This is a genomic window from Thalassospira sp. MIT1004, from assembly GCF_001858545.1.
GTDB lineage: Bacteria > Pseudomonadota > Alphaproteobacteria > Rhodospirillales > Thalassospiraceae > Thalassospira > Thalassospira xiamenensis.
In genome coordinates this window covers 46,835-73,543 of record NZ_MCAO01000011.1, presented here as the reverse complement: position 1 = coordinate 73,543, position 26,709 = coordinate 46,835, and the positions used below count along the sequence as shown (strand labels likewise).

General features: G+C 54.8%; 29 protein-coding genes. 16 read left to right on the top strand and 13 right to left on the bottom strand.

The features are described from left to right. Nucleotides 1–91: 91 nt before the first annotated feature. Entirely contained in the window at nt 92–1,606 is a 1,515-nt protein-coding gene (gene betC, locus BC440_RS05095; RefSeq protein WP_065701719.1) for a choline-sulfatase, read from the top strand. Nucleotides 1,607–1,647: 41 nt separating this feature from the next. Here betC and BC440_RS05090 read toward each other — a convergent pair whose 3' ends face one another. Together BC440_RS05090 and BC440_RS05085 are read right to left on the bottom strand one after the other, a co-directional pair. Further along, nucleotides 1,648–2,331 carry a glutathione S-transferase gene (locus tag BC440_RS05090; RefSeq protein WP_065701718.1) on the bottom strand — a complete coding sequence of 228 codons (684 nt, stop codon included), beginning with the start codon at nt 2,329–2,331 and terminating at the stop codon, nt 1,648–1,650. A gap of 96 nt (nt 2,332–2,427) precedes the next feature. After that, nucleotides 2,428–3,324 carry a branched-chain amino acid aminotransferase gene (locus tag BC440_RS05085; RefSeq protein ID WP_065701717.1) on the bottom strand — a complete coding sequence of 299 codons (897 nt, stop codon included), beginning with the start codon at nt 3,322–3,324 and terminating at the stop codon, nt 2,428–2,430. A 113-nt stretch (nt 3,325–3,437) separates the two neighbouring features. Between BC440_RS05085 and BC440_RS05080 the strand changes: the two genes are divergently transcribed. The 3 genes from BC440_RS05080 (at nt 3,438) to BC440_RS05070 (ending at nt 6,224) form a co-directional block, all read left to right on the top strand. Continuing rightward, complete coding sequence (locus BC440_RS05080) at nt 3,438–3,953, top strand: MarR family transcriptional regulator (RefSeq protein ID WP_065701716.1); 516 nt, start codon at nt 3,438–3,440, stop codon at nt 3,951–3,953. Between the two features lie 155 nt (nt 3,954–4,108). Then, nucleotides 4,109–4,837 carry a response regulator gene (locus tag BC440_RS05075; protein WP_065701715.1) on the top strand — a complete coding sequence of 243 codons (729 nt, stop codon included), beginning with the start codon at nt 4,109–4,111 and terminating at the stop codon, nt 4,835–4,837. Nucleotides 4,838–4,925: 88 nt separating this feature from the next. Further along, entirely contained in the window at nt 4,926–6,224 is a 1,299-nt protein-coding gene (locus BC440_RS05070; protein WP_065702132.1) for an ATP-binding protein, read from the top strand. A 76-nt stretch (nt 6,225–6,300) separates the two neighbouring features. Here the strand turns inward: BC440_RS05070 and BC440_RS05065 are convergent, their stop codons facing one another. Continuing rightward, nucleotides 6,301–6,996, bottom strand: a complete 696-nt coding sequence (locus BC440_RS05065) for a nitroreductase family protein (protein WP_065701714.1) — start codon at nt 6,994–6,996, stop codon at nt 6,301–6,303. A 206-nt stretch (nt 6,997–7,202) separates the two neighbouring features. Further along, nucleotides 7,203–7,886: a GntR family transcriptional regulator gene (locus BC440_RS05060; protein ID WP_065701713.1), complete on the bottom strand. Its 684-nt coding sequence runs from the start codon at nt 7,884–7,886 to the stop codon at nt 7,203–7,205. A gap of 310 nt (nt 7,887–8,196) precedes the next feature. Here BC440_RS05060 and BC440_RS05055 point away from each other — a divergent pair, with 310 nt between their 5' ends. Further along, nucleotides 8,197–8,973: a ferredoxin--NADP reductase gene (locus BC440_RS05055; protein WP_007090098.1), complete on the top strand. Its 777-nt coding sequence runs from the start codon at nt 8,197–8,199 to the stop codon at nt 8,971–8,973. A gap of 244 nt (nt 8,974–9,217) precedes the next feature. Continuing rightward, the gene (locus BC440_RS05050) at nt 9,218–10,699 is read left to right on the top strand and encodes a PAS domain-containing methyl-accepting chemotaxis protein (RefSeq protein ID WP_233421793.1); all 1,482 of its coding nucleotides are present in this window, start codon (nt 9,218–9,220) and stop codon (nt 10,697–10,699) included. Nucleotides 10,700–10,786: 87 nt separating this feature from the next. On the opposite strand, the gene BC440_RS05045 is transcribed toward BC440_RS05050, so the two are convergent. The 6 genes from BC440_RS05045 to BC440_RS05020 form a co-directional block, all read right to left on the bottom strand. Next, nucleotides 10,787–11,131 carry a tRNA-binding protein gene (locus BC440_RS05045; RefSeq protein WP_007090096.1) on the bottom strand — a complete coding sequence of 115 codons (345 nt, stop codon included), beginning with the start codon at nt 11,129–11,131 and terminating at the stop codon, nt 10,787–10,789. Nucleotides 11,132–11,296: 165 nt separating this feature from the next. After that, entirely contained in the window at nt 11,297–11,749 is a 453-nt protein-coding gene (gene phaP / locus BC440_RS05040) for a TIGR01841 family phasin (RefSeq protein WP_007090095.1), read from the bottom strand. 199 nt (nt 11,750–11,948) lie between these two features. Then, a complete protein-coding gene (locus BC440_RS05035; RefSeq protein WP_065701712.1) occupies nt 11,949–12,653 on the bottom strand; it encodes a TetR/AcrR family transcriptional regulator in 705 nt (234 codons plus the stop codon). 25 nt (nt 12,654–12,678) lie between these two features. Beyond that, complete coding sequence (proC, locus tag BC440_RS05030) at nt 12,679–13,494, bottom strand: pyrroline-5-carboxylate reductase (RefSeq protein ID WP_065701711.1); 816 nt, start codon at nt 13,492–13,494, stop codon at nt 12,679–12,681. Nucleotides 13,495–13,846: 352 nt separating this feature from the next. Continuing rightward, on the bottom strand, nt 13,847–14,353 hold the full coding sequence (locus tag BC440_RS05025) for a YbjN domain-containing protein (RefSeq protein WP_007090092.1): 507 nt from the start codon (nt 14,351–14,353) through the stop codon (nt 13,847–13,849). 190 nt (nt 14,354–14,543) lie between these two features. Next, complete coding sequence (locus tag BC440_RS05020; protein WP_007090091.1) at nt 14,544–14,849, bottom strand: accessory factor UbiK family protein; 306 nt, start codon at nt 14,847–14,849, stop codon at nt 14,544–14,546. 256 nt (nt 14,850–15,105) lie between these two features. On the opposite strand from BC440_RS05020, the gene rfaD reads away from it, so the two are divergent. From rfaD to BC440_RS04970, 10 genes are all read left to right on the top strand, one after another. Continuing rightward, nucleotides 15,106–16,089 (top strand): ADP-glyceromanno-heptose 6-epimerase, encoded by a 984-nt coding sequence (rfaD, locus tag BC440_RS05015; protein WP_065701710.1) that lies wholly within the window; start codon nt 15,106–15,108, stop codon nt 16,087–16,089. A 91-nt stretch (nt 16,090–16,180) separates the two neighbouring features. Further along, nucleotides 16,181–17,032: a prolipoprotein diacylglyceryl transferase gene (lgt, locus tag BC440_RS05010; protein ID WP_196871242.1), complete on the top strand. Its 852-nt coding sequence runs from the start codon at nt 16,181–16,183 to the stop codon at nt 17,030–17,032. Next, on the top strand, nt 17,029–18,156 hold the full coding sequence (locus BC440_RS05005; protein WP_065701708.1) for a class I SAM-dependent methyltransferase: 1,128 nt from the start codon (nt 17,029–17,031) through the stop codon (nt 18,154–18,156). Before lgt ends, BC440_RS05005 begins: the two co-directional genes overlap by 4 nt. Before the next feature lie 11 nt (nt 18,157–18,167). Then, nucleotides 18,168–18,989 (top strand): peptidoglycan editing factor PgeF, encoded by an 822-nt coding sequence (gene pgeF / locus BC440_RS05000; RefSeq protein ID WP_223304860.1) that lies wholly within the window; start codon nt 18,168–18,170, stop codon nt 18,987–18,989. Between the two features lie 112 nt (nt 18,990–19,101). After that, nucleotides 19,102–20,115, top strand: coding sequence for a hypothetical protein (locus BC440_RS04995; protein ID WP_065701707.1), 1,014 nt, complete (start codon nt 19,102–19,104; stop codon nt 20,113–20,115). A gap of 317 nt (nt 20,116–20,432) precedes the next feature. After that, on the top strand, nt 20,433–21,365 hold the full coding sequence (locus tag BC440_RS04990; protein ID WP_007090085.1) for a ribose-phosphate pyrophosphokinase: 933 nt from the start codon (nt 20,433–20,435) through the stop codon (nt 21,363–21,365). Nucleotides 21,366–21,487: 122 nt separating this feature from the next. Further along, nucleotides 21,488–22,108: a 50S ribosomal protein L25/general stress protein Ctc gene (locus tag BC440_RS04985; protein ID WP_007090084.1), complete on the top strand. Its 621-nt coding sequence runs from the start codon at nt 21,488–21,490 to the stop codon at nt 22,106–22,108. Nucleotides 22,109–22,122: 14 nt separating this feature from the next. Then, nucleotides 22,123–22,893 carry an aminoacyl-tRNA hydrolase gene (pth, locus tag BC440_RS04980; RefSeq protein WP_065701706.1) on the top strand — a complete coding sequence of 257 codons (771 nt, stop codon included), beginning with the start codon at nt 22,123–22,125 and terminating at the stop codon, nt 22,891–22,893. Nucleotides 22,894–22,957: 64 nt separating this feature from the next. Next, nucleotides 22,958–24,061, top strand: coding sequence for a redox-regulated ATPase YchF (ychF, locus tag BC440_RS04975; protein WP_007090082.1), 1,104 nt, complete (start codon nt 22,958–22,960; stop codon nt 24,059–24,061). A gap of 158 nt (nt 24,062–24,219) precedes the next feature. Then, nucleotides 24,220–24,966, top strand: a complete 747-nt coding sequence (locus tag BC440_RS04970) for a GMP synthase (RefSeq protein WP_065701705.1) — start codon at nt 24,220–24,222, stop codon at nt 24,964–24,966. A gap of 22 nt (nt 24,967–24,988) precedes the next feature. Here the strand turns inward: BC440_RS04970 and BC440_RS04965 are convergent, their stop codons facing one another. The 3 genes from BC440_RS04965 to BC440_RS04955 all read right to left on the bottom strand — a co-directional run bounded on the left by BC440_RS04965 (nt 24,989) and on the right by BC440_RS04955 (nt 26,699). Continuing rightward, on the bottom strand, nt 24,989–25,507 hold the full coding sequence (locus BC440_RS04965) for a DUF2478 domain-containing protein (protein ID WP_065701704.1): 519 nt from the start codon (nt 25,505–25,507) through the stop codon (nt 24,989–24,991). Nucleotides 25,508–25,632: 125 nt separating this feature from the next. Further along, on the bottom strand, nt 25,633–26,223 hold the full coding sequence (locus BC440_RS04960) for a cytochrome c3 family protein (protein WP_065701703.1): 591 nt from the start codon (nt 26,221–26,223) through the stop codon (nt 25,633–25,635). A gap of 11 nt (nt 26,224–26,234) precedes the next feature. Next, entirely contained in the window at nt 26,235–26,699 is a 465-nt protein-coding gene (locus tag BC440_RS04955) for a nitrate reductase cytochrome c-type subunit (RefSeq protein ID WP_007090078.1), read from the bottom strand. Nucleotides 26,700–26,709: the final 10 nt, after the last annotated feature.

Here is a 26,709-nt window from a genome sequence, read left to right as displayed (position 1 = left end):
GCCATCACGCAGTTCCTTGCGGTGTCGGATCGTTCTGGCTGGTGCTGTCCGTCTTTTTCCGCGTGATACCCGTTAAAAAGCAGTACATTAAATGAAACGCCCGAATATCCTTATCGTGATGGCCGACCAGCTAAACGGAACGCTTTTCCCCGATGGCCCGGCTGAATTCCTCCATACCCCGCATCTTTCCGCCCTTGCGGCCCGGTCTGCGCGGTTTCGCAATTGCTATACCGCATCTCCGCTGTGTGCGCCGGGGCGGGCATCCTTCATGGCCGGACAATTGCCCAGTCGCACCCGGGTCTATGACAACGCCGCCGAATTCTGTTCCGACATTCCGACCTACGCCCATCATCTGCGCCGCGCGGGATATCACACCTGCCTGTCGGGCAAGATGCATTTTGTCGGCCCCGATCAGTTGCATGGCTTCGAAGAACGTCTGACCACCGATATTTATCCCGCCGATTTCGGCTGGACGCCCGATTATCGCAAGCCGGGCGAACGCATCGACTGGTGGTATCACAATCTGGGTTCTGTCACCGGGGCCGGCGTGGGCGAGATTTCCAACCAGATGGAATATGATGACGAGGTCGCCTATCACGCCACCCACAAGCTGTATGACCTGGCCCGGGGCAAGGATGACCGCCCATGGTGCCTGACCGTCAGCTTCACCCATCCCCATGATCCTTACGTCGCGCGCAGAAAATTCTGGGACCTTTACGAAGACTGCCCGGCGCTGGAACCCTCCGTGGCGGCGATCCCGTTTGATGAACAGGATGCCCATTCAAAACGCCTGATGGCGGCGTGCGACCATACCGCCTTTGACATTACCGATGACAATATCCGCCGGTCGCGCCGCGCCTATTTCGCCAATATTTCCTATATTGATGACAAGATCGGCGACATCATCGATGTGCTCGAACGCACCCTGCAGGTGGATAACACCATCATTCTGTTCCTGTCCGATCATGGTGATATGCTGGGTGATCGCGGCCTGTGGTTTAAAATGAGCTTCTTCGAAGGTTCGGCACGTGTGCCCTTGATGATGGCGGGGCCGAACATCAAACCGGGCAGCTACACCGATCCGGTATCGACCCTTGATGTCACGCCGACCCTTGCCGAACTGGCCGGTATCTCGCTTGACGATGTTATGCCCTGGACCGATGGAATCAGCCTCGTGCCCGGCTTTTCCGGCACCCGGCGCAGCGAACCCGTCCTGATGGAATACGCCGCCGAGGGATCAAACGCCCCGCTGGTCTGCATTCGCGACGGGCGCTGGAAATATGTTCATTGCGAACTCGATCCCGAACAGCTTTTCGATCTTGAAACCGATCCGGACGAATTGCGCAATCTGGCCCCCGATCCGGCATATGCCCGGCAGATTGATGCGTTTCGCAAGCAGCGCGATGCGCGTTGGGACATGGCGGCATTTGACAGTGCGGTTCGCGAAAGTCAGGCCCGGCGCTGGATCGTTTATCAATCGCTTCGCAACGGCGCCTATTTCCCCTGGGATTACCAGCCCCTGCAAAAGGCATCTGAACGCTATATGCGCAATCACATGGACCTCAATCAGCTGGAAGAGAGTCAACGTTTCCCGCGTGGGGAATAGATATCTGCGATATACCAGAACCGCCTTGGGGATGATCCGGCTTAAGGAGACGGCTGACCTTGGTCATGGGTTTGACCGCTATAGCCGGTTTGCACCATTGATGGACGGGCGCAGAAATCCTCATACCATTGGTTCAGCCTCGGGCGACCGGTTCTGAAATCGGCCAGTTCGCGAAACGCGATCCAGTCAAGCCCGGTCGCAAGCGCGATTTGACCTCCATTGAGCGGCGCTTGGGGATCAAGTTCGTTTTCCAGATAGTCAAATGCTTCGATCAGCTTGGTTTTCTGTCCCTCGGCCAGCGGCGGATACCGCAGGTTTTCCGGGCGACGATTGGTTTCCCAGCGATAAGCCACACCGGCATCACAGATACCCTGCGCCAATGCCTGCAAACGCAGCACCTGCCAGCGTTCCGTGCCCGCCACCGGGATCAGCTTCCGACTGGTATGCAGGCTATCAAGATATTCGCAGATCACGTCCGAATCAAACAGGGCCATGCCATCTGGCAGGATCAGAACCGGGACCTTGCCCAGCGGATTGGCTCTAAAAACCCGGTCATTGCGATTGGTCGGGCTGGTTTCCTGATGGATGACCTCGATCCGGTTGCCCAATCCGCATTCAAGGGCAAAGACCAGTGCCTTGCGCGCAAATGGGGAATGGGTCTGATACAGCAGGGTATGATTGCCGTTTTGTATATCATCAGACTTTTGTGAAAATGGCGTCGTCATGATGCGTTTTGTCCCTGGATCAAAAAATAGCCCGGCAAACGGATGCCGGGCTATTTTTCATTAAAAGTGAATAATCGGGCTGATTATTGAATTTTACTACTCGGCGGCAACAGCTTCTTTTTCACCGCGCACCAGCGCCATATAGTCTTCCATCAGCGTCTTGCAGACATGGGCCGGGGTGAAGGTGTAATCGGCGATGGAGGCCACCGGGGTCACTTCGGCTGCCGTCCCGGTCAGGAAGCATTCCTCGAATCCCGCCATTTCTTCGGGCATGATCGCCCGTTCAATCACCTCGAAACCGCGCGCTTTGGCAAGCCCGATCACGGTGCGGCGCGTAATACCATCCAGGAAGCAATCCGGGGTCGGGGTATGGATTTTGCCGTCCTTGACAAAGAACACGTTCGCCCCGGTCGCCTCGGCAATCTGACCGCGGTAGTCAAGCATCAGCGCATCGGCAAAACCGTTGCGTTCCGCTTCATGTTTCGACAGGGTGCAGATCATGTAAAGACCGGCTGCCTTGGCCGAAGTCGGCGCGGTATTCGGGGCCGGACGGGCCCATTTCGAAAGCGCCAGACGGATGCCTTTCAGGCGTTCTTCCGGTTTGAAATAGCTGGGCCATTCCCATGTGGCAATCGCGACATTGATGCGCGTGGTCTGGGCTGAAACGCCCATCATTTCACTGCCGCGCCATGCTATACGACGGATATAGCCATCGGTGATATTGTTGGCCGCAAGCGTTTCAATGACCGCATCATCAAGTTCGGCCGCGCTGTAAGGCACTTTCATATCGAGAATCTCACCCGATTTGATCAGACGCTGGCCATGTTCGGCAAGTTTGAACACTTTGCCGTTATAAGCCCGTTCCCCTTCGAAGACAGCACTGCCATAATGGACCGCATGGCTCAGCACATGGAGGGTGCTTTCACGCCAGGGTTTAAGTTCGCCATTATACCAGATAAAACCATCACGGTTGTCGAAGGTCGGAGTGATCATTTGCCAGATTCCAATTCAAAAGGGCACTTGGACGTAACTTTATGTCCTTAATTGTCTGGCCGGAGTAACATTCATCGATTAATATGTCAATATAACTGACATAACGGAAAAGCATGGCTGATATCTCAACACGCAAGGTAAACCCGCTTTTTCTGCGGGAAGAAGAGCTTAGGCAAGGTATTGAACTGCTGTTCTATGCCTATCGCGATTTCACGGCAGTGGCAGATCAGATACTTGAGCAATATAATTTTGGTCGCGCCCACCACCGGGTCATTTATTTCGTCAGCCGCAACCCCGGCATTACGGTAAGCGAGCTTCTGTCGATTCTTAAAATTACCAAGCAGTCCCTGTCGCGTGTTTTGGGCCAACTGGTGCGCGAAGGCTTCATCGATCAGAAAACCGGTGTGCAGGATCGTCGCCAGCGGCTTTTGACCCTGACGGAAAAGGGCGAAGCGCTGGAACGTGAACTGACCGAAAATCAGCGCAGCCTGATCGCGGCCGCCTATCGCGAAGCCGGGGCCGAAGCGGTTGAGGGTTTTCGCAAGGTGATGCTGGGCATGCTCGAAGAACCCGACCGGGCCCGTTTCACCGATGACAACCCGCCCGGTATGCGCCGGCGGGCGAGTTAGCGATGTTTCGTTAAAATTTTTTATCGCGATAATCACCGGATCAGGATGCTGACCTGATCCGGTGTCTTTTGGACAGATACAATTTTGAAACTTTTTTTTGCCTAACTCGCATAGGATAAAGCGTTTCAGATGTTCAGGTTTCAGGAGAGCCGTGTATGAGCCGTCACGATCAGCCGCACATTCTTGTGGTCGATGACGATGACCGTCTGCGGGATTTGCTGACCCGTTATCTGGGCGAAAACGGCTTTGTGGTTTCGGCCGCGCGAAATGCTGCTGAAGCGCGATCCAGCCTTGCCGGCATGCAGTTTGATCTTCTGGTGCTGGATGTTCTGATGCCCGGAGAGAAGGGGGTTGACCTTGCGCGTAGCTTACGCGGCGAGGGGACGAAGGTGCCGATCCTTCTGCTGACAGCACTTTCGGAAACCGAAGACCGCATTTCCGGGCTTGAGGCGGGGGCGGATGATTACCTTGCCAAACCGTTCGAGCCCCGTGAGCTTGTCCTTCGGATCGAAGCCATTTTGCGTCGCTATGCCCAAGTACCAGCGCCGTCAGATGAGAACGCGCGCGATGACAAATCCACCATGGCGCAGTTTGGCAACTTCACCTTTGACCTCAGTCGGATGACGTTGCAGCGCGGATCGGAGCATATCTATCTGACAAGTGCCGAGCAGGCGCTTCTGGCCGCTCTTGTCCGCAGGCGCGGTGAAACAACAACGCGTGAAGACCTTCACCAGATGATGGGCGGAAATGCCGTTGATCCCGGCGCATCGCGCAGCATTGATGTGCAGGTGACGCGCCTTCGGCGCAAGTTCGAGGAAGACCCGAAACAACCAAGATACTTGCAGACGGTACGCGGACGGGGCTATGTCCTGTATGTTGATTAACACAGATTGGCCGAACCGCCGACTGGCCAGTGACGGATAGGGATTAAGGGTTTTGGGCAGCGAAAACGCAGGATGGATCAAGTCACTTATGCCGAAAGGTCTTTTAGGCCGGTCGCTTCTGATCCTGATGACGCCGATGCTGCTGTTGCAGATCGTCACCGTGCTGATCTTTTTCGAACGGCATTGGGATACGGTCGCGCGCCAGCTAAGCCGTGGTCTTGCCGGTGATGTTGTTTTCGTCATTGATTATCTTGGCGAATATCCGGATGCGGAGCATTTTGAGTGGCTGCAGCATTCCGCACGCACGCGTTTGCAGCTTGATATCCTGTTTGAACCCGATGAAATCCTTGAGCAGCAGATTACCCAACCGCCTTTCGGGCTGGTGTCGCAGGAACTGTTCACCGCGTTGGATGAGCGTCTGGAGCGCCCATTCTTCTTTGATCTTGATGTCGATGACCGCCAGCTTGAAATTCGGGTACAGTTGAAGGACGGAGTCCTTTCCATCATTGCCCCGCGAAAGCGTCTTTATTCGTCTACCACTTATATCTTCTTTATGTGGATCGCGGGTTCCGCCCTGATCCTGTATGGCGTTGCCGTGATGTTCATGCGCAATCAGGTCCGTCCGATCCGTCGTCTTGCCAAGGCCGCCGATCAGTTTGGTCGCGGTGTGGAGGTCGACACCTTCAAACCCGAAGGTGCGGCCGAGGTGCGATTGGCTGCATCTTCCTTCATTTCGATGCGCGACCGTATCGCACGTCATCTATCACAACGGACCGCCTTGCTGGCCGGGGTGTCGCATGATCTTCGCACGCCGCTGACGCGCATGAAGCTGGAACTGGCGATGCAGGGTTCGTTGCCCGGTGTTGATGCGCTTAAGCAGGATGTTGTCGACATGGAACGTATGGTCGATGCCTATCTGGCGTTTGCGCGCGGCGAAGAAGGCGAAAAGGCCGAGCCAACCGATATTGGCAAGCTGATTACCGATCAGGTTGGGGAAGCACTGCGCGATGGCCAGCAGATTGATCTGCACATCGCCGATAGTCTGGAAATGGAACTGCGTCCGCAATCCGTGCGGCGTTGTCTTGCCAATATCATGTCCAATGCCGGGCGGTATGCCAATAATCTGTCGGTTCGCGCGGGACGTCGCGGGCAGGATTATGAAATTGTCTTTGACGATGATGGTCCGGGTATTCCGGCTGACAAGCGCGAAGACGTTTTCAAGCCGTTCTATCGTCTTGAGGAATCGCGTAATCAGGCGACGGGTGGTGTCGGTCTTGGCATGACAATTGCGCGTGATTCAGCGCGTGGCCATGGCGGTGATGTCTACCTTGAAGATGCGCCGGGCGGCGGGCTTCGCGTCCGTCTTGTTCTGCCGATCGGGCATTAAGCGTCTTTGGAATGTTAAATAGAAAACCCCAAGCCCCGCCGTGCCGCGGGGCTTCTTGTTTTGGGGTTGATGTGTTTCAGAAGAAAGTCGCGATTTCCGAAAGGTCTTTTTTCTCCGTCGCATGTTTCGGGATCGTCGCATCCGCTGCCGGATATCCGGTGACCAGCAGGATATAGGGCTTGTTGTGGTCCGGGCGTTGGCAGATTTCGGTCAGGAAGCTCATCGGGTTTGGCGTATGTGTCAGTGTCGCAAGCCCCGCACGATGCAGGGCCGCGATCAGAAAGCCGGTTGCGATGGAAACGGATTCCGGCACGTAATAGTTTTTGCGCAACTTCCCGTCAGCCGACGCACTTTTACGTTCGCCGAAAATGCAAATCAGCCATGGTGCGATTTCCAGAAACGGTTTGCTGTCATCCGTGCCCAAGGGGCGAAGAGCTTCGATCCATTCTTCGCCAGCGCGGCCGGCATAAAATGCGCGTTCTTCTTCCTCGGCGGCGGTGCGGATTTTCTTTTTCATCGCCGGATCGCCGATAACCGAAAAATGCCATGGCTGATGATTGGCCCCATTGGGGGCCGTACCCGCCGCACGAATGCATGTTTCGATGATGTCGCGTGGCACCGGCCGATCCGAAAATTCGCGTACCGTGTGGCGCGTACGGATTTCATCATAAAATGCCTGCGCACCAAGGCGCATCTCGTCAATCGGTCGTTCCTGATAATCGGGCAACGGGATCGGTAAAAATTCGGTGGTCGGGGTGGGGCGGTTTGTCATGGTGCTCTCTAATATTTGTTTGTTTAAATTGTCAGACAATCGTAATCGAGGGAATTCGGGGATGCAAGTTTCATGTCCAGCGCCGATAAAGGAGTTGATGAAGGACCCGGGATAGACTGGCAATCTGGTTCGGAGATGTGCCGTGAGGTGGGGTTCTATGCGGTCGCACATCCGGCAAGGGACCGGGTTGGCAGGGGGAATAGCCGTCAGTCTGCCGGGCTTTCGGCGAAATGATTGTCAGGCAGCGATTGAACCAATTGGCGCGAATGATCGACATGATCAATCATGATAGCCTCGGCTTTGGCGGCATCCCCGCTGCGAACTGCGTCAACAATGTCACGATGCCGGGTATTGGTTTGCAGGACCTTGTCATCAGCGACCAGAACGCGGAATTGCAGCCAATAAACACTGTTGGAAATCCGTCGCAACTGTTCACATAAAAGCGCGTTGCCGGTGACATCGGCAAACAGCATATGGAAGGCAAGGTTGTGGCGCGACATGGCGGCAAGGTCGTTACGGGTTTCGGCAGTGTCCAGCTCGGCCTGGATGGCAAGCAATTTCGACGCATCGTTTTGAAGTGTCGGGGTTGCCAGCCGCACGGCAAGGCCTTCAAGCGCACCCCGCACGACAAACAGATCATCGACTTCGCGTCGTGTCATGTGGCGCACGCTGACCCCGCGATAGGGTTGGCTGTGCAGTAGCCCGTCTGCGGTCAATTGACGAAAGGCTTCGCGAACGGATGGACGGCTGACGCCAAGGCGTTTGGCAAAATCGATTTCCGTCAGACGTTGACCCGGTACCAAGCGCCCGTCGCGCACTGCATTGGTGATGGCACCTGAAACCTGCTGAACGGTCAGACTATCGTTGGGTAATGCGGCGGTTTCTGTCATTTTTCACCGGATTGCGATGGATCATTGCCGTGCGGCGCATCGTAGCCTATCTATGGGGCAGTTCGCGTTTGCGATATAGACCTGATGCGATTATCGTGCACTATTGTCAGACAATATTCTACACTTAATTTGTATATTTATATGTTGTCTTACATAAAAATACACAAATGATGAATGTTTTCTTGCGATATACGTTTGGTTGATGTTAAATCGCGTCAACTTGGCATGGATATGGTGCTGGGAAAGTGTGTCCGTCGTTCCCGCCACGGTCCAGTAGAAAGCTTTAGACGAAACGGATTGATGCAGCGTTATGGCCAGCAATTTAAACGAAGAAACAGTCACTTACGTCCATCACTGGACCGACACCCTCTTCACATTCAAAACCACCCGTGATCCGGGGTTCCGGTTCATCAACGGTCAGTTTGCCATGATTGGACTCGAAGTCGAAGGCAAGCCGCTTTTGCGCGCTTATTCGATGGTGAGTGCCAATTATGACGAAGAGCTTGAATTCTTTTCGATCAAAGTGCCAAACGGTCCGCTGACATCACGTTTGCAGCATATCAAGGTAGGTGACAAGATCCTGGTCGGGCGCAAGCCGACCGGCACCCTGATCCATGACAACCTGCTGCCGGGCAAAAACCTCTGGCTGCTGTCGACCGGCACCGGTCTGGCCCCGTTCATGAGCGTTATTCGCGACTATGAAACCTACGAGCGCTACGACAAGGTCATTCTTGTTCATGGTTGCCGCGAGGTTCGCGAACTGGCCTATCAGGAATTCATCCATAGCGAACTGCCCAACAATGAATTCTTTGGCGAGGAAGTGACCAAAAAGCTTCTGTACTATCCGACCGTCACCCGCGAGGAATTCAAACATCAGGGCCGCATCACCGACCTGATGACGTCTGGCAAACTTTACGATGATCTTGGCCTGCCCAAGCCGACCCTTGAAGATGATCGCTTCATGCTGTGCGGCAACCCGGAAATGATTGCTGAAACCCGCCAGATGCTGATCGATTGGGGCGGCAAGGAAGGCAATATGAACGAGCCGGGTCATTTCGTGATCGAGAAGGCATTCGTCGAGAAGTAATACGTTTCAGCGAAAGAAATTGCTTAATCAAAGGCGCACTTTCGGGTGCGCTTTTTTGTTTGTATCCGTTAAGGTGCTGATAAATTTTAGTTTTCTGGGAATACTATTTATCGTTTAACACTCCCCATATGGGGATATGGCGGCCTATACACCTGTATTATCTTCTTGGCAGTTCCCAGCCAGATCGCGGAAACAGCTTTGACGCTCTGGCACTCTGATTTTCAAGAGGTGTATGATGTCTGTGTTGAGCTTCCTTTCGTCGAAAAAGAACGGTCTGGCTTCCGAAACTCTGGTTGCGCTGGAGAAATCACTGGCCGTGATCGAATTCAAGACCGATGGTACGATCACTCGTGCCAATGAGAATTTTCTGAACGTCGTTGGTTACGATCTTTCCGAAATCGTTGGTAAACATCATCGTATTTTCGTGCCTGCTGAAATGCGCATGACACCGGAATATGATTTGTTCTGGAAGGATCTGGCGGCGGGTGAATTCAAAAGCGAGGCATTTCCGCGTATCACCAAAAGCGGAAAACAGGTCTGGATCGAGGCTACCTACAACCCGGTCTTTGATGCCCGCGGCAAAGTTGCAAAAATCGTCAAGTTTGCGTCCGATATTACCGCACGTCAGGAGAAACTTGCAGAACTTGATGGCAAGGTAAACGCAATTGGTCGCAGTCAGGCGGTGATTGAGTTTGATCTGGAAGGTACAATCCGGGACGCGAACGACAATTTCCTGTCTGTAATGGGGTATGAGTTGTCTGAAATTCAGGGCAAACATCACAAGATGTTTGTCGAGCCGGAATATGCAAATAGCGCAGACTATGCGGATTTCTGGAAAAGCCTGCGTGCGGGCAATTTCACATCGCAACAGTTCAAACGTATTGCCAAGGGTGGTCGCGTGGTGTGGATTGAGGCATCCTATAACCCGATCTTTGATCCAAATGGGGTGCCCTACAAGGTCGTCAAGTTTGCAACCGATGTGACCGAGCAGGTCAATTTGCTGATCGATCTGAAGTCTATGATCGATAACAACTTTTCCGATATTGATCTCAGCCTTCACCAGTTGGATGAAAAGTCAATCTTTGCTGCGACGGTTTCCAGCGAAACGTCGGCAAATGTACAGGCCGTCGCCGCCGGTTCCGAGCAGCTGGCCGCGTCAATCGCAGAAATTTCACGCAGCATGTCTGAAGCCAGAATGTCCACCGATCAGGTATTTGAAAAAACGGTTCTGGCTGGTCAATCAACCGACAAAATGAACGAGGTTGTTGCGGCAATGGGCAATATCGTCGAGGTGATCCAGAATATTGCCAGCCAGATCAACCTGCTTGCGCTGAATGCAACAATCGAATCTGCACGCGCCGGTGAAGCTGGAAAAGGTTTTGCGGTTGTTGCGACCGAGGTCAAAAATCTTGCCAATCAGGCCGCGCGGGCAACCGAGCAGATTTCCGGCGAGATCGGGGGAATTCAAACCATTGCGAGTGAAGTTGTCGGGGTGCTTGGCTCCATCCGCAGCGATGTTGAAACCGTTCTGAACAATGTCACGACAATTTCTTCGGCAGTCGAAGAACAGAGTGCTGTGACCCAAGAGGTTTCTGGCAACATGCAAAGCATGGCGAGCTCAGTCGAAAGTTTCGCATCCACAATCGATCAGATCAAGTCGTCGGCAATCAGTGTAGCCGGGACGGTTGGACGGACGCGGGAAGCAGCAATGGTTCTGGCGCGTTAAGAAAACAGAAATATAGGTGGGGAAGAGGGCGTGGCCGGATTAAGGCCACGCCCTTTTTTGTGCCGGATTGGCGGTGGGGAAAGCATCCTAGAACAGGCGTCCGCCATTGGGGATGTTGCGTTCCGGTGCGATCAGGACGATGCCTTTGTCGTCCTCGCCATCGGGGAAGCCGAGGCAGAGGAATTCGGACATGAAAGGACCAACCTGTTTTTTGGGGAAATTGACCACACCGGCGACCTGGCGGCCGATCAGGCTTTCGGGCGTGTAATATTTGGTGATCTGGGCTGATGTTTTGCGGGTGCCGATTTCAGGGCCGAAATCCACCCAGAGCTTTAAAGCCGGGCGGCGGGCTTCGGGGAATTCCTGTGCATCGATAACCGTGCCAATGCGGATATCCACCTTCAGGAAATCTTCAAAACTGATCTCGCTCATAAATCTTTCTCCGTTGAATTTGAGCCAGATTAGCGGGGGCACGGTTTGCCGTTAAGGGTTTATCGATGCGTTTGACCAGATCAGGAGTTTGGGCAAAAGCACAAATAAAAACGGCAGAGCCAGAAGGCTCTGCCGGAAGTTGATAACGGGAAGTTATCAGCTAGATTATTTCGCAGTGGCGGTCTTTTCGATCGCGGACTTGAATTCGTCCAGGGATTCGGTAAAGCGGCTCTGCAGAAGAGCAAGAGCTTCTTCCTGAGACTTGCTTACCAGACCGGACAGTTCCTTGGCATTGGCGAGGGCTTCTTCGTAAGCGGCTTTCGCAGCTTCGGTCTGCTTTGCAGCAGCGGCCATCGGGTTGTCAGCAGGAGTAGCAGCGAAATCTTTGCCCTGGGTCTGAACTTTATCCAGCAGCGTTTTGAAAATTTCGCTCTGACGCTGAGCAACAGCCTGGAAACCATCGAAGGCAACCTTGTTGGCTTTGGTCAGGGCTTCAACGTTTTTACGCTGAAACGCCATCATCTCGTTCACGTCGACACCCGGCATTTTGAAATCTGCAGTGTATTTGGTGAAGTCGAGATCGAAGAACGGGTTGGTAGCCTTTTTAGCGGCAGTCATGGTGTGCGCTCCATCAGCAATTTGCAACAGATGTGGAATGAGGCGCTATTGTGCGCCGCACAAATTCAACTGCAATATGAAGGAATGAACCGTTTTCGTCAAGGTTTATTTTGCAGCGCACAAAAACTTCATGGTTTGGTTTTTGTTTGATGAAATAACCTTGGGTTATGTTGTGATTGCCCTGTTTCAGATCAGATACTTAGGATGCCGTGCTGTTATTTTCAGTCGTCGGCGACGTCTGTTCTGTGTGATCGGTTCGGCGACATTTTTGGGCAAACCGGTCACATTTTTTTTGAATTTTTCCGCAAGTCCGGCTTAGGCGGGAAATACCGGTACCGATCCGTTTATCCCATTCGCTGCCGCGCGATAGTGCGCGATCAAGGGCGGCCATTGTCGGACCGAAGTCGGCGGTTTCATCCTCAAGCCATTGTCTGAAGCACCGGGCATAAATCGTGCCCATCCCGGCCACACGCAGGCTGCCATGCAGGCCGCCGGTGGTGAAGCCGCTGGCATCAAGCATCCAGCGCATCGAACCGAAATGGGTTTTGATCGCGCGCATTGTATCAGCCGGGCCAAGGTCGCCGCCACTGGCGATGATCGACCGAAGGGCGGGGCGATAGGGCATCAGTGCATCGAACCGCGCCATCATCACGGCGATCAGGCGATCATGCCCCGGTTCATCGAAATCGGCGGGATCAAGATCGGCAAGAACAATCCGGTCAATCCGGCGCACGAATTGGCGCAGGATATCGGCCTTGCTTCTGAAGTGATCAAAAGCCACGCCAATGTCGACATTGGCAGCCTGCGCAATATCGATCATGGTGACGTCATGCCAGCGCCCTGATGCGGCCAGTTCCATGGCTGCATCGATCAGTGTGGTTTGCGGATCTTTCTTTGCCGGCATGATCGTCTCCTTGATCGGTTTGTGCTTAGCCCGCCAGTTCGACGGAACGTTTCCGGGCGGCTTCAACCGCGCGGGTCATCAGGTCGGGCAGGCCGTTCTGGGTATCCATCAGTACCGAAAGTGCTGCCGCCGTCGTGCCACCGGGGCTGGTAACATTTTCGCGCAGGGTCGCCGCGGTTTCTTCGCTGGCGTCAAGCAGGAAACCGGCGCCGACAACCGTCTGGCGGGCGAGCATCATTGCCTGATCGGCTGGTAGTCCCGCGGATTCGCCCGCCTGTGCCATGGCTTCGACCAGATGGAAGATATAGGCCGGCCCACTGCCCGAAAGGGCGGTGACAGCATCCATCAGGCTTTCATCGCTTACCCACGATACCATGCCAACCGTGGCCAAAAGCGTTTCGCACATATCGCGCTGCGCCTGACTGACATTATCGGTCGGGCACATCACGGTCATGCCACGCGATACGGCAGCCGGGGTATTGGGCATGGCGCGCACAATGCGTGCGGTTTCGCCAAGGTGTCCTGCAAAAAAGCCGATGGTTTTTCCTGCGGCAACCGACAGGAAAACCGTTTCAGCCCGGACCAGCGGTTTGTAATCTTCGATCACATCGGGCAGGACCTGTGGCTTGACGGCAAACAGCACGACTTGCGGGATGAAATCCTGCGGGACTTCGGTGATATCGGTAATGCCGTGCACGCCATAGCGGGTTGAGAGTTTCTCGGCGGCTTCGGCCTGTTCGATAATATAGACATTATCCGATTTAAGCCCTTTGGCCAGCCAGCCTTCCAGCATGGCACTGCCCATTTTGCCACAGCCGACCAGCAATAGACGCGTATTCATGAAATCTGCTCCGATTTTTCCATCCCTGACTGCCGAATATGTGTGGATCAGCAATCGCAATGCAATGCCGTAGCGATGTTCTGAAGGTGGGTCAAGTCGGTGACAGGGGCAAGGGGCGTGAGGAAATTCACAACAGTTTGCCCTCAGATATCACGCTGCGGGGTGTTTTTCTGACAACACCAATCCGCGCGGGATTTTGTATCGTCCGGGGTATTGTTCAAGCCTCTCGACCGGGATTTATATCGTGATGACCATTCGCGTGTGGTGGAGAAAATTTTTCAGCGCCCGCAAACAGAAAGGGTCGGCACACGGTCCGACCCCATTGAAAATGCGTCTGGTGGTAACGCGCCGCCTATGCCTGGCCGACAGGTTCCAGCATAGAATGGGTCAATGCCTCGTCCGGGGTTTTGCCCTGACCCAGCACAAAGTTGAAAGCCGGGAAAAAGCGTTCGCATTCGGAGATGGCGATATCAATCAGTTCTTCGAACTGTTCGACCATCGGCGGGACATCGCCGCCAAACAGAAGCGTATGGCGGAACAGCGGCATGTTTTCATCCAGCCACAATCCGAAATGGCCGAGCCAAAGCTGTTCATTGCATTTTGCCAGCAATTCGTAGATGCGCGGGCGCAGCGGCTCGGGAACGAACAGGTCATAGCAGCAGGCAATGTGAAGCGCTTCGGCATCTTCGCGCCAGGTGAAATAGACCAGATACGTGCACCAGTGCGCCGGGATTTCGACAACGACTTCATCGTCGCTGCGACGTTCCACGTGCCAGTCATTGGTGCGGGCGATATCTTCAACAAGCAGCAACGGATTTTCGTCACCGAGGTCGCCGATATCTTCCAGGTGGTCGTTCATATAAATTTGCCAGTCTCTGCATATGCGAAAGGGCGCGCACTATATGCCGGTGCCCGCCGCGTTTCAACCGCCCCGCGACGCGTGACGGAAATGAATTTCAAATGATCGGCAATCCGCTGTCCCTGGCCGACCTTTCCGCGGCCCTGCGATGAACGGCGTTCCTTGCCTGTATGTGGGGATGATTTCCCGGTTATGCGTCTTTTTTTGCTGCCGGTTTGCTGCTGGTGCGTTTGGTGGCCGGTTTTTCAGCTTTTGCCAGACGATCTTCGAGTTCTGCAATCCTGGCTTCGAGGCCGTCGATGCGTTCAGCCGCGCGGATGGCGACATCGTGAATGACATCGAATTCTTCACGGGTGACCATGTCCATCCCCGCCAGGATTTTTTCAAACTGCTGGCGGACAAGTGCATCGATCTCGCCTTTGACACCGGTCATGGTTCCGAGGGCGGAATTGGTGACACGGGTCAGGTCGTCAAGAATACGGTTATTGATCTGCATCTTTGTCTCCGGCTTTTGGCGGTATCTGTGTGTTACGGCATATCCGCAAAACATGCGCATAATATGGGCTTTGCACAGCGCAAGGCAAGTTGATCGTCAATCAGGCACCTGTAAAGGAAAAACAAACGGCTTTCCTTGCCCCGGATCGGGGCGGGGCCTATAAAGTTGTCAGTTTTCATAATTGATTGCCCCAAAGGCCCGACAGGGTCGCAGCAAGGGCTGGCGCACAAGGCCAATGTGCCGCGAGGAGAATGCAATGCTGATCGTAACCGGTGGTGCCGGATTTATCGGGTCCAATATCGTGGCCGCCCTTGAAGAACGCGGTGAAAACGACATTGTGGTCGTTGACCGTCTGCGCGACGGGATCAAATGGAAAAACATCGCAAAACGTAACCTGCGCGATATCGTTCATCCCGATGATCTGCCTGCGTTTCTGGACGCGCATAACGATATCAAGGCGATTTTTCACATGGGCGCGATTTCGGCCACCACCGAACGCGATGCCGACAAGATCGTGCAGAACAATTTCAAACTGACCACCTGGCTTTGGGAATGGTGTGCGCGCCATTCATCGCGGTTGATCTATGCATCCTCGGCGGCGACCTATGGCGATGGCAAGCAGGGCTTTAACGACAGTTTTGATCAGGGTGATCTGGCAAAACTGGCACCGCTGAATGCTTATGGCTGGTCAAAACATGCAACCGACCGCCGGTTCAGAACCATCCTTGATCAGAACGGTTTCCGTCCGAAACAGTGGGCCGGGCTTAAATTCTTTAACGTCTATGGCCCGAACGAATATCACAAGGGCGGCATGCGATCGGTCGTGTCGCAGATGTTTGACAAGCTTTCGGCGGGTGAAACCGCAACCCTTTTCAAATCGCATCATCCCGACTACGAGGATGGCGGGCAGCTTCGCGATTTTGTCTGGGTCGGGGATGTTGTCGATATCATCATGTGGCTTTACGACAACCCGCAGGTTAGCGACCTGTTTAACGTCGGCACCGGCAAGGCACGCAGTTTCAAGGATCTGGCGCTTTCGGTATTCAGTGCGATTGGCAAGGAACCCGATATTCAGTATGTGCCAACACCTGAAAGCATTCGCGACAAATACCAGTATTTCACCGAGGCCAATATGGCCAAACTGCGTGCGTGCGGATACGGTGCGAACATGACCCCGCTTGAAGAAGGGGTGCGGCAATATATTCAGGATTACCTCGCGACCGAGGACCCGTTCCGTTGATCCGATGCCGGGCAGGGCGTCTTGCCATGTTCCTGCCCTGATCGTTTGCGACCAGTCGGTAAATTAACAAACATACGTCACGGAGTTTCCCCTGATGCTAAGCCTTGCCTTTCCGGCGATTGATCCGATCGCGATCTCTATCGGTCCGATTGCAATCCGCTGGTATGCCCTTGCCTATATTGCCGGGTTGCTGCTTGGCTGGCGGTATGTGGTTTATTACTGTGCCAAGACGCCCAACATCATGAGCAAACGCGACATTGATGATTTGCTGTTCTGGGCGACGCTTGGCGTCATTCTTGGCGGGCGTACGGGATATATCCTGTTTTACAATCTGGAATATTACATGGCGAACCCGGCCAATATCCTGAAAGTATGGCAGGGTGGCATGGCGTTCCATGGCGGGTTCATGGGCGTGATCGTGGCGATCATCCTGTTTGCGCGCAAACGCGGCATTTCGATTCTGGCGGTACTGGATGCGGCGGCGGTGGCAACGCCGATCGGGCTGTTTTTCGGGCGGATCGCCAATTTCATCAATGGCGAGCTGTTTGGCCGTGTGACCGATTCCCCGATTGGCATGGTGTTTCCAAATGGCGGGCCGGAACCGCGCCACCCAAGCCAGCTTTACGAAGCTGCGCTTGAAGGTCTGATCCTGTTTATCGTGCTGTTTGCCCTGTCGCGCAGTGCCTATGTCCGCCATCGGCCGGGTATTCTTGGCGGAACATTCGTTGCCGGTTATGGCATTTCGCGCATCATCGTGGAATTTTTCCGCCAGCCCGATGCGCAGCTTGGCTTCCTGACATTCGGGGCAACCATGGGGCAGTTGCTTTCGATCCCGATGGTTCTGGCCGGTATTGGCTGCATAGTGTTTGCGATGAAATCCGATCCGATTGAAACGCGCAAGCTTCCAAAAGAAGACCAGCCAAAAGACGGACAGAAGGCGTGACCGAGACTTCCGAAAACCCGCTGCTTGATCATCTGAAACGGCGCATCGCCCTTGGCGGGCCGATCACGATTGCCGATTTCATGAGTGACGCGCTCGCCCATCCCGAGTATGGCTATTACCGCAAACAGGACCCGTTCGGGCGCAAGGGTGATTTCATCACCGCGCCTGAAATCAGCCAGATGTTTGGCGAATTGATCGGGCTTTGGGCGGCGGTGACATGGCAGCAGATGGGAAGCCCGCGCAAGATCAATCTGGTGGAGCTGGGACCAGGGCGCGGGACGCTGATGGCCGATGCCCTGCGTGCGGTGCGCAATGTGCCGGGGCTTTCCGATGCGTTAACCGTGCGGTTTGTTGAAACCAGTCCGGTCCTTAGAACCCATCAGCAAACCGCGATCATGCCCTATGGCATTCCAGCAACGTGGCACGAGGCATTTGACGATATTCCGGTCAGTGGCAATGCGCCGATGATTGTGATCGGCAACGAGTTTTTCGATGCCCTGCCGATCCGTCAGTTTGAACGCGCAAGCCATGGCTGGTGCGAACGGCTGGTTGGGGTGGATGCCAATACGGGTGAACTTGGGTTCGTGCGCGGGGCGGAAACGCCGGTGACGGATGCGCTGGTGCCAGCCACATTGCGTGGCACGGCAAAGCCCGGCGATATTTTTGAAAGCTGCCCGGCGGCGATTGCGATTGCAGATCAGGTCGCGCGCCGCCTGAACGCGGTTGGCGGCGCGGCTTTATTCATTGATTACGGCCATCCCCACAGTGCGTTTGGTGATACCTTGCAGGCGCTTAAGGACCATAAATATCATCCGGTTCTGGAGCAGCCCGGTGATGCGGACCTGACCGCGCATGTTGATTTTGCCGCCATCGGGCGGGCAATGCTGGAAGCGGATGCGCGGATCGGTGCGGTCCTGACGCAGGGCACGTTCCTTCGGATGCTGGGTATTGAACAGCGTGCCGAACTTTTGAAAGAAGGTGCCGATGATGTGCAGGCAAAATCGATTGATGCGGCCTTGGCACGCCTGATCGATGCCGATCAGATGGGAACCCTTTTTAAAGTGCTGATCGGATATGGTCGCGAAACGGCGCCGCCACCTTGTGTCAGCGGTGCCGAAGGATGACGGAGCTTTCGATGACCAGCCAGATAACCCGCGGAATTGAACGCAATGCCAATGGCCTGATGTGGTTCGAGGCCGAAAGCCTGCAACATCAAGATGGTCTGCGTCATGGCTTTCTGACCCGCAAGGGCGGGGTGAGTGATGGCATCCATAGCGGACTGAATGTCGGGTTCGGGTCGGATGACAGCCGGGACCGTGTTACGGAAAATCGCGCACGTGCGGCAAAGGCGTTTGGTACGAAGGCGGACCGTCTGACCACGGTTTATCAGGTGCATGGGATTGATGTTGCGGTGCTGAAACGCCCGCTGGAGCGCGAAGAAGCCCCGAAGGCTGATGCGATGGTAACCGACCGCCCCGATGTGATGCTGGGCATTCTGACGGCGGATTGCACGCCGGTATTGTTCCATGATGCAAAGGCGCGCGTGATTGGTGCGTGTCATTCAGGATGGCGCGGATCATTCGCCGGGATATCCGAGGCAACCGTAAGTGCGATGGAAAAGCTTGGCGCGTCGCGTGACAATATATCGGCCTCTGTCGGGCCGTGCATTGCGCGTCCGTCCTACGAAGTCGATGCCGGGTTCCGTGATACGATCCTGTCGGGTCCATCCGGGGATGAGGACCTTTTTGATCGATCCGTCCGCGATGGTCACTTCATGTTCGATCTGCCGGAATATGTCCGCCGCCGGACCATGGCGACAGGTATTGCCGCGGTCGAGCTGGTGGCGCGCGATACCTTGGCCGAAGAAGAATTGTTTTACAGCTATCGCCGGACGACCCTTCGCGGTGAACCTGATTACGGACGGCAGTTATCGGCGATCATGCTGACCGGTTCCTGATCCCGGGATTGCGAGGAAACATGCTATGCCCCATTTGATCATGCTGTTCTTCTTTATGATCATTGCAGCCATGGTTGGCTGCGTTTTGATGTGACGCGGTGAATTTGAATAGATGATTTCTCGATTACGGTTTCTGGTTCTTTTTGCGTCCTGTGTTTTGCCGCTTGCGGCATGCGGTGATTTACCGCGCCCGTTTGAAGGGGCCGGTCGCGAAGGTGATCCGACATTGCTGGAACTGCGCGATACCAACACGGTCCGGGTCGAGATCGGCGAAGATCTGCCCGAGGGGGCATCGGTGCATTTGTCGCGCGCGATGGCACGCGCGCTTCGCAATCTTGATATCCCGGCTTATAGCGACAGCCAGATCGGCGGTGACTTTATATTGCGGCCCAATGTCGAGTCCCGCCTGGCGAGCGGTGATGCGGCCTATATTGATGTGACCTGGGTTTTGATGAACCCGGATGGCCTGGCGATTGATACCGCCCGCGGGGCGGGGGAATTGCAATCAGGTTACTGGTTTGCCCAAACCCCGAACGGCCCCGAAGAAACCAACCTTGCCGTGCCCAAGGAGCTTGCCGACAAGGTTCGCGACCTTAAGGGCGAAAAGGTCGATCCGGCACAGCAGGCATATGATCAGCTGGTGGACGAGCCGGCCAAGCGGATTGCGTTTCTGATTTCGGGTGATCGTTCCCAATTTGCCGAGGCACCGGTGGTGAAGATCGCACTTGTTGATTTTGCAGGGGCACCGGGCGATGGGAATGAAGCACTGGTACGTTCCGCGGGGGCGTTGCTGCGTGCTAAGGGGATCGAGGTTGACGATGAAATAGACGATAGATCGATCATTTTATCGGCGACAATTTCCGTTAAACCAGTGGACCGCAAAACCACGACGCCGCTTGATCAGGTTCAGATCGACTGGGTGATCATGGACCCGGATGGCACCGAATTGGGCCAGATGGCGCAAAACAATGTCGTGCCGCACGGACGGCTTGATGAACGTTGGGGGTCGGTGGCATCGATTGCCGCCCAAGCCGCTGTCGATGCCCTTGAAGGGGCGCTTACTCAGGTGGCGCGCAAAAAGGGCATGATGCTTAAGGCCGATAAAAAGACGGTATCGTCACGTTGATAGCGTGCTGATCGTCCGATATTGCGCCAATCTGCATGACTGCCTTGTCGATATTCGGCACCGCGACCATTTACAGACTGTTAACGGCTGGTTATAACACCGCCGCGGTTCACTGATATGTGGACTTGCTCATTATTGGTCTTTGAGTGTCGTGGATATGTCGTTGGACCGGAAGGCGAAAGCGCCGAATTATACGGTCAAGTGAACGACAGGAAAGACGTGACGGGATCTGTTACCGGCAAGTTTGCATCCGGCCTGTACCGCACAGGACATTAGATTTATTCACTTTCCCGGCACCCATTAATCGAGGCCCCGCCATGAAGATCCTCGCTTGTAACAGCAACCGCCCGCTGTCTGAGGCAATTGCTGATCACTTGAGCCTGCCGCTTACCCGTGCAGATCTCAAGCGATTCTCCGATCAGGAAATCTGGTGTGAAATACAGGAAAACGTCCGCGGTGAGGACGTTTTTGTCATTCAGAGCACTTCTTTCCCTGCAAACGACCATCTTATGGAACTTCTGGTGGTTCTTGATGCGCTTCGCCGTGGTTCGGCCCGCCGCATTACCGCTGTGCTTCCGTATTTCGGATATGCGCGTCAGGATCGTAAATCGGGTCCCCGTACCCCGATTTCGGCAAAGCTGGTTGCCAACCTGATCACGGTTGCCGGTGCAGACCGCGTTCTGACCATGGACCTTCATGCCGGTCAGATTCAGGGCTTCTTCGATATTCCGCTTGATAACCTGTTTGCGTCCCCGGTTCTGACCAGCGACATCCGCAACAAGTTCGAAGGCCAGAAACTGGTTATCGTCAGCCCGGACGTCGGTGGTGTGGCACGCGCGCGTTCCGTTGCAAAACGTCTGGATGCCGAACTGGCCATCATCGACAAACGCCGCCCGCAGGCCGGTGTGTCCGAAGTCATGCATGTTATCGGTGACGTCAAGGATGCGGCCTGCATTCTGGTTGACGACATCGTTGATTCGGCTGGCACCCTTTGCAATGCGGCGACGGCTCTTAAAGAGCGCGGTGCGGCATCGGTTGCGGCCTATGTTTCGCATGGTGTTCTGTCGGGCCCGGCTGTTGAGCGTATTGCCAATTCGCCGATGACCGAAGTCGTGACCACGGACTCGATCAAGGCATCCGAAGCGGTGCGTGGCTGTTCGAAAATTCGTCAGCTTCCGATTGCACCTTTGATGGCCGAAGCCATTCGTCGAATTTCGGAAGAAAAATCTGTTTCCGTTCTTTTCGATTGAGGGTATAAGGCGCTGCTGCGCTGGCACCCCTGGAGGCCAGCGCGTTTGCTTTCGTGGGTTTTCACCGGTGATTTGCACCAGCCCACGGTCGCAATATGTTTTTAGTTCAAGGAGATTTTCCGATGGCAAACACTGTTATCACTGCGGAAATCCGTGAACGGGCCGGAAAGGGGGCCGCCCGTGCCGTGCGTCGTGCCGGTATGGTCCCTGGTGTCATTTACGGAGCAAAACAGGAACCTGTTCTGTTCCAGATTGACCCGCGTCCGCTCAACAAGCTTCTGCACAAGCAGGGTTTCTTCTCGCACATTCTTGATGTCAAGATTGGCAAAGAAACCTACGAAGTCCTGCCACGCGACGTACAGTTCGACAAAGTGACGGATGCTCCGATCCATGTCGACTTCCTGCGTTTTGCAAAAGGTCAGACCATGACCGTTGAAGTCCCGGTTCGCTTCGTTAACGAAGAGAAATCCCCGGGTCTGAAAAAAGGCGGCGTTCTGAACATCGTTCGTCACGATGTCGAAGTTGAATGTGCACCGAATGCCATTCCGGAAGAACTCGTCTTCGATCTGACTGGTGTCGAAGTTGGCGACTCGATTCACATTTCGGCGATCAAATTGCCGAAAGGTGTCGAACTCACCATTACCGACCGTGACTTCACGGTTGCGACTGTTGCTGCTCCGTCTGCGCTTAAATCGGAAGAAAATGCCGAAAGCGCTGACGACGAAGAAGCGACCGAAGAATAAGATCGAGGTCTACGATGTTATTGGTGATTGGATTGGGGAACCCGGGTTCGGGATATGCCGCCAATCGCCACAATATCGGCTTTATGGCGGCGGACGAACTCGTCCGCCGTCATTCTTTTGGACCCTGGCGCAAGAAATTTCAGGGGCAAATTGCCGAAGGCGAAGTGAACGGCCAAAAGATTCTGGTATTAAAGCCGGAAACTTTCATGAACCTTTCGGGCCAAAGCGTTGGCGAAGTCCTGCGTTTTTACAAAATTCCGATCGAAGACGTTATTGTCCTGCATGACGAGCTGGATCTTCCACCGGGCAAGCTGCGCGTCAAACGCGGCGGCGGCCATGGCGGGCATAACGGATTGCGGTCCATCGACGCCCATTGCGGCAAGGAATATCGTCGTGTGCGGCTTGGTATTGGCCATCCTGGGGAAAAGGAACGTGTTCACGGGCATGTTCTGGGCGATTTTTCCAAGGCCGAACAGAACGGTTGGCTTATGGCGCTGCTGGATGGCGTCGCACTTGAATTCCCGCGTCTCGTCAAGGGAGACGACGGCGGTTTCATGAGCAAGGTTTCGCACATTGTCTCGCCGCCAAAACCCAAGGCCGAGAAAAAGCCAAAACCGGCTGCGGCGGTTGAGAAATCGGCCAACGCTGTGAAAGGCGACGGCAAGATAGAAGATAAAGGTGCGTCTGATGCGCCGGAGGTTGAAGGCAAGCCCGACACCCCGGTCAGCAACGCCGCAACCGCCATGGCGCATGCACTGGCCCGCGCCTTTAACAAAAAGAAATAGCATCGGGATCGGGGCCTGCCCCATCCTGTTTCAGACACATTCGAAGTGACGGAGCCCGGAAAAGATGGGATTCAAATGCGGTATTGTCGGTCTGCCCAACGTTGGTAAATCGACCCTGTTTAACGCCCTGACACAGACTGCCGCGGCCGAAGCCGCGAACTTCCCGTTCTGTACCATCGAACCGAACACCGGTCGGGTCAGCGTTCCTGATGAACGCCTTGATAAGATTGCCGCCATCGGCAAGTCGGCGACCATCATTCCGACCCAGCTTGAATTCGTTGATATCGCCGGTCTTGTGCGCGGTGCATCCAAGGGCGAGGGGCTTGGTAACCAGTTCCTGGCCAATATCCGCGAAACCGATGCCATCGTGCATGTTCTGCGTTGTTTCGAAGATGGGGACATCACCCATGTCGAAGGATCGGTTGATCCGGTGCGTGATGCGGAAACCATCGAAACCGAATTGATGCTGGCCGATATGGACAGCCTTGAAAAGCGCGTTACCGGCCTTCAGAAACGTGCCAAGGGTGGCGATAAAGATGCCAAACTGACGCTGGAGCTGATTGAACGTACGCTTGAAGCCCTGCGCGAAGGCAAACCGGCACGTGTTGTTGAAATCAACAACGATGACGAAGCCAAGGCGTTTCGCATGTTGCAGCTTCTGACCAGCAAGCCGGTCCTTTATGCGTGCAACGTGGATGAAGACAGTGCGGCTGATGGCAATGCGCTTTCGGCCAAGGTTGCCGAAATGGCTGCCTCACAGGGTGCGCGTTCGGTTGTGATTTCAGCCGCGATTGAGTCCGAGGTTGCCCTGCTCGAGAGTGCCGAAGACAAGAAAGAATTCCTTGAGGGGCTTGGCCTTGAAGAAACCGGTCTGGCACGTGTTATCCGCGAAGGCTACAAGCTGCTTAACCTTTTGACCTTCTTCACGGTTGGCCCGAAAGAAGCGCGTGCATGGACAGTATATTCCGGCGCAACCGCACCGAATGCCGCCGGTGTGATCCATACCGATTTTGAACGCGGTTTCATCAAGGCCGAAACCATCGCCTATGACGATTTCATCACCTTTGGCGGTGAAGCCGGTGCACGCGATAACGGCAAACTGCGTCAGGAAGGCAAGACCTACATCGTCAAGGACGGAGACATCTTCCACTTTAAATTCAACGTATAAGCCGCTTTTCGGCATTATATGACGATTGGGAAAAGCCCCGAAGGCCATCGCAGAAATGCGGTGGCCTTTTGTCATGTCGTTTTGCCTTTTATGGTCTCGGGGCTTGTCAAAACGGTTCTAAACCGCCACCCTTTCGCTATCGCAGCAACGAGGTCGGCATGAACGAATTAAGTCCCGCGAAACGCGTTTTAATGGTTTTCAATTCTGCCACCGGTCAACCCGGTCGGGTTGGGGCTGTTTTGTGCCGGTATGGGTACGAGTTCGATATTCGCCGTCCGGGTGAAGGCGACGCGTTGCCAAGTGATATGTCAGGCTACCATCTGGCGATTGTGTTTGGCGGTCCGATGAGTGCCAATGACGACCATGAGGCTAATGTTGCAAAGATCATGGAATGGCTGCCCCATGTCGTGAACAGCAACGCGATGTATCTGGGCATTTGCCTTGGTGCGCAATTGATGGCGCGCCATTTGGGGGCCAAAGTCACCTCGCGTGCCGATGGCATGACTGAAATCGGTTATTACCCGATCGAGGCGACCGAGGCCGGGCGTGAATTGTTCCCCGATGAAATGATGGTTTATCACTGGCACAGCGAGGGGTTCGAGCTTCCCGACGGGGCTGAATTGATGGCGCGCGGCTCGGTTTTCCCCAATCAGGCCTATCACGTTGATAACCGGATCTGGGGGATTCAGTTCCATCCCGAAGTCGATGACGAAACCCATGAACGCTGGCTTGCGAAATCCGCGGAAAAGACTGAACGCCCGAATGGTCAGAACCCTGATCAACAGCGTGCCGGACGCGCCAGATATGATGCGGCATTCGGGGCGTGGTTTGAAAGTTTTGCGACCCGCGTTCTGATCGACGAGCGGGTTATTGTTGATGCCAACCTTGGCGTTTGCAGCGTTTAGCGTGTGGCCTGATGACAGGTCATCAGGCTTCCTGTGTTGCGCGTTCCCTGACTTGTTCCTGCCACCAGATGATGATTGAGTCCTCGTCAAAGGGCAGGGTTTGGGCATAGCCACCGTGGAAGTCCTGCCAGGCGGCGTCATATTCATCGCGAACCCCGACCAGTACCGGAATTCCCAAATCCATTGCCTTTGATATCACGTCGCGCAATCCGCGCCCGTCGGCTTCGCTGCGTCCAAACCGCCCGATGATCAGGATATCGGGGGTATGATCCAGATCGCCTTCAAGCTGTTCGGACAGGGTTGCCAATGCATCGCCATCCAGCTTGCAGCCGCGCGCCAGCGACCCGCGGTTTTTGGTGATCGGCATTTCATGTCCGGTGCCAAGATTGCGGACATAAACCAGGGTTCCGCAATCACGGTCCGCGCGGCGTTTCTGCACATAGCCCGCGACACGCAGCCCCTTGGCAACGACGTGATTTGCCAGACGATCCAGCAGATCGTCGATAGCGTCTTTGGGGAGAAAGGGGATACCAGCCAGCATTTATCTAGCCCCGGTTGCCATGTGGCAAAATGCCGGTGTCGACAAATATCGTCAAAGTCATAGCCCGTCCTTCACGCGGATTTCGGCGTGATCGCCACACAGATGCGATCACGCCGGATAATCGGTTACTGCCACTCGGGAACACCCGACATGTCAGGCAGATGATGCGCGATCCCTTTGTGACAGTCGATACATGTCTTTTCGCCGGTGAACAAAAATTTCTCGTGCGCTTCGACGGCACGGGGGCTTTGGCGGGTGATGTCCATCGATTCAGCAGAATGGCAGTTACGGCATTCCAGCGAATTGTTGGCTTTCAGCCGGGCCCATTCGTGCTGGGCCAGTTCAAGACGCTTTTCAACAAACTTGTCGCGTGTGCTGATGGTGCCGAAAATCTTGCCCCAGACTTCCTTGGATGCCTGCATTTTACGGGCAATCTTGTCAGTCCATTCATGCGGAACATGACAATCCGGACAGGTGGCGCGCACACCGGACCGGTTGGAATAGTGGATCGTTGATTTAAGTTCGGCAAAAACGTTGTCCCGCATTTCATGACATGAAATGCAGAACTTTTCGGTATTTGTTGCTTCAAGTGCGGTGTTGAACCCGCCCCAGAAGATAACACCAGCAACGAAGCCGCCCAGCGTCAAAAAGGCGAGGTTGAAATGCACACTTGGTGAATTCAGGACCTTCCAATAGCGTTTCAGAAGATCGAACATTGGCAATCTCCCTATTCCGCGATCCGCGTGCTATTGTTGGGCAGCAATGCATCAATATCGACAAAGCTGTTGCCGACCAGCGGCTCGACCTGACGTTGGGACACATGACACTGCGTGCAGAAATAGCGCCGTGGGCTGACCGCGGCCAAAAACTGACCGTCCCGATCCATGAAATGGGTGATCGAAACCATCGGTGCGCCGCTTTCGCCGGTGCGCGAACGCGCATGACATGACAGGCATTTATTGGCGTTTTTATCGATCTGATATCCTTCGATATCGTGCGGGATGGTTGGCGGCTGTTCGGGATAATTGCGCGGGCGTTTCTGGTCCGTATCCTCGAAGTTGCTGATCCGTGGTGCCGCGCTCTCCTGATCGGGGGCGGTGCTGCGCAGGGTGGTGATCGGTTCGGCGGCATATGCCGCGCCAGCAATTGCAATAATCGCCAGCGCCATGAGCCATTTCGGGGTCATTTTCATGGTTTCCTCC

What these genes read in the sequence shown, in the direction of transcription:
- betC (WP_065701719.1), top strand. Translation starts at nt 92, where the DNA reads ATGAAACGCCCGAATATCCTTATCGTGATGGCCGACCAGCTAAACGGA.
- BC440_RS05090 (WP_065701718.1), bottom strand. Translation starts at nt 2,331, where the DNA reads ATGACGACGCCATTTTCACAAAAGTCTGATGATATACAAAACGGCAAT.
- BC440_RS05085 (WP_065701717.1), bottom strand. Translation starts at nt 3,324, where the DNA reads ATGATCACTCCGACCTTCGACAACCGTGATGGTTTTATCTGGTATAAT.
- BC440_RS05080 (WP_065701716.1), top strand. Translation starts at nt 3,438, where the DNA reads ATGGCTGATATCTCAACACGCAAGGTAAACCCGCTTTTTCTGCGGGAA.
- BC440_RS05075 (WP_065701715.1), top strand. Translation starts at nt 4,109, where the DNA reads ATGAGCCGTCACGATCAGCCGCACATTCTTGTGGTCGATGACGATGAC.
- BC440_RS05070 (WP_065702132.1), top strand. Translation starts at nt 4,926, where the DNA reads ATGCCGAAAGGTCTTTTAGGCCGGTCGCTTCTGATCCTGATGACGCCG.
- BC440_RS05065 (WP_065701714.1), bottom strand. Translation starts at nt 6,996, where the DNA reads ATGACAAACCGCCCCACCCCGACCACCGAATTTTTACCGATCCCGTTG.
- BC440_RS05060 (WP_065701713.1), bottom strand. Translation starts at nt 7,886, where the DNA reads ATGACAGAAACCGCCGCATTACCCAACGATAGTCTGACCGTTCAGCAG.
- BC440_RS05055 (WP_007090098.1), top strand. Translation starts at nt 8,197, where the DNA reads ATGGCCAGCAATTTAAACGAAGAAACAGTCACTTACGTCCATCACTGG.
- BC440_RS05045 (WP_007090096.1), bottom strand. Translation starts at nt 11,131, where the DNA reads ATGAGCGAGATCAGTTTTGAAGATTTCCTGAAGGTGGATATCCGCATT.
- phaP (WP_007090095.1), bottom strand. Translation starts at nt 11,749, where the DNA reads ATGACTGCCGCTAAAAAGGCTACCAACCCGTTCTTCGATCTCGACTTC.
- BC440_RS05035 (WP_065701712.1), bottom strand. Translation starts at nt 12,653, where the DNA reads ATGCCGGCAAAGAAAGATCCGCAAACCACACTGATCGATGCAGCCATG.
- proC (WP_065701711.1), bottom strand. Translation starts at nt 13,494, where the DNA reads ATGAATACGCGTCTATTGCTGGTCGGCTGTGGCAAAATGGGCAGTGCC.
- BC440_RS05025 (WP_007090092.1), bottom strand. Translation starts at nt 14,353, where the DNA reads ATGAACGACCACCTGGAAGATATCGGCGACCTCGGTGACGAAAATCCG.
- BC440_RS05020 (WP_007090091.1), bottom strand. Translation starts at nt 14,849, where the DNA reads ATGCAGATCAATAACCGTATTCTTGACGACCTGACCCGTGTCACCAAT.
- rfaD (WP_065701710.1), top strand. Translation starts at nt 15,106, where the DNA reads ATGCTGATCGTAACCGGTGGTGCCGGATTTATCGGGTCCAATATCGTG.
- pgeF (WP_223304860.1), top strand. Translation starts at nt 18,168, where the DNA reads ATGACCAGCCAGATAACCCGCGGAATTGAACGCAATGCCAATGGCCTG.
- BC440_RS04995 (WP_065701707.1), top strand. Translation starts at nt 19,102, where the DNA reads ATGATTTCTCGATTACGGTTTCTGGTTCTTTTTGCGTCCTGTGTTTTG.
- BC440_RS04990 (WP_007090085.1), top strand. Translation starts at nt 20,433, where the DNA reads ATGAAGATCCTCGCTTGTAACAGCAACCGCCCGCTGTCTGAGGCAATT.
- BC440_RS04985 (WP_007090084.1), top strand. Translation starts at nt 21,488, where the DNA reads ATGGCAAACACTGTTATCACTGCGGAAATCCGTGAACGGGCCGGAAAG.
- pth (WP_065701706.1), top strand. Translation starts at nt 22,123, where the DNA reads ATGTTATTGGTGATTGGATTGGGGAACCCGGGTTCGGGATATGCCGCC.
- ychF (WP_007090082.1), top strand. Translation starts at nt 22,958, where the DNA reads ATGGGATTCAAATGCGGTATTGTCGGTCTGCCCAACGTTGGTAAATCG.
- BC440_RS04970 (WP_065701705.1), top strand. Translation starts at nt 24,220, where the DNA reads ATGAACGAATTAAGTCCCGCGAAACGCGTTTTAATGGTTTTCAATTCT.
- BC440_RS04965 (WP_065701704.1), bottom strand. Translation starts at nt 25,507, where the DNA reads ATGCTGGCTGGTATCCCCTTTCTCCCCAAAGACGCTATCGACGATCTG.
- BC440_RS04960 (WP_065701703.1), bottom strand. Translation starts at nt 26,223, where the DNA reads ATGTTCGATCTTCTGAAACGCTATTGGAAGGTCCTGAATTCACCAAGT.
- BC440_RS04955 (WP_007090078.1), bottom strand. Translation starts at nt 26,699, where the DNA reads ATGAAAATGACCCCGAAATGGCTCATGGCGCTGGCGATTATTGCAATT.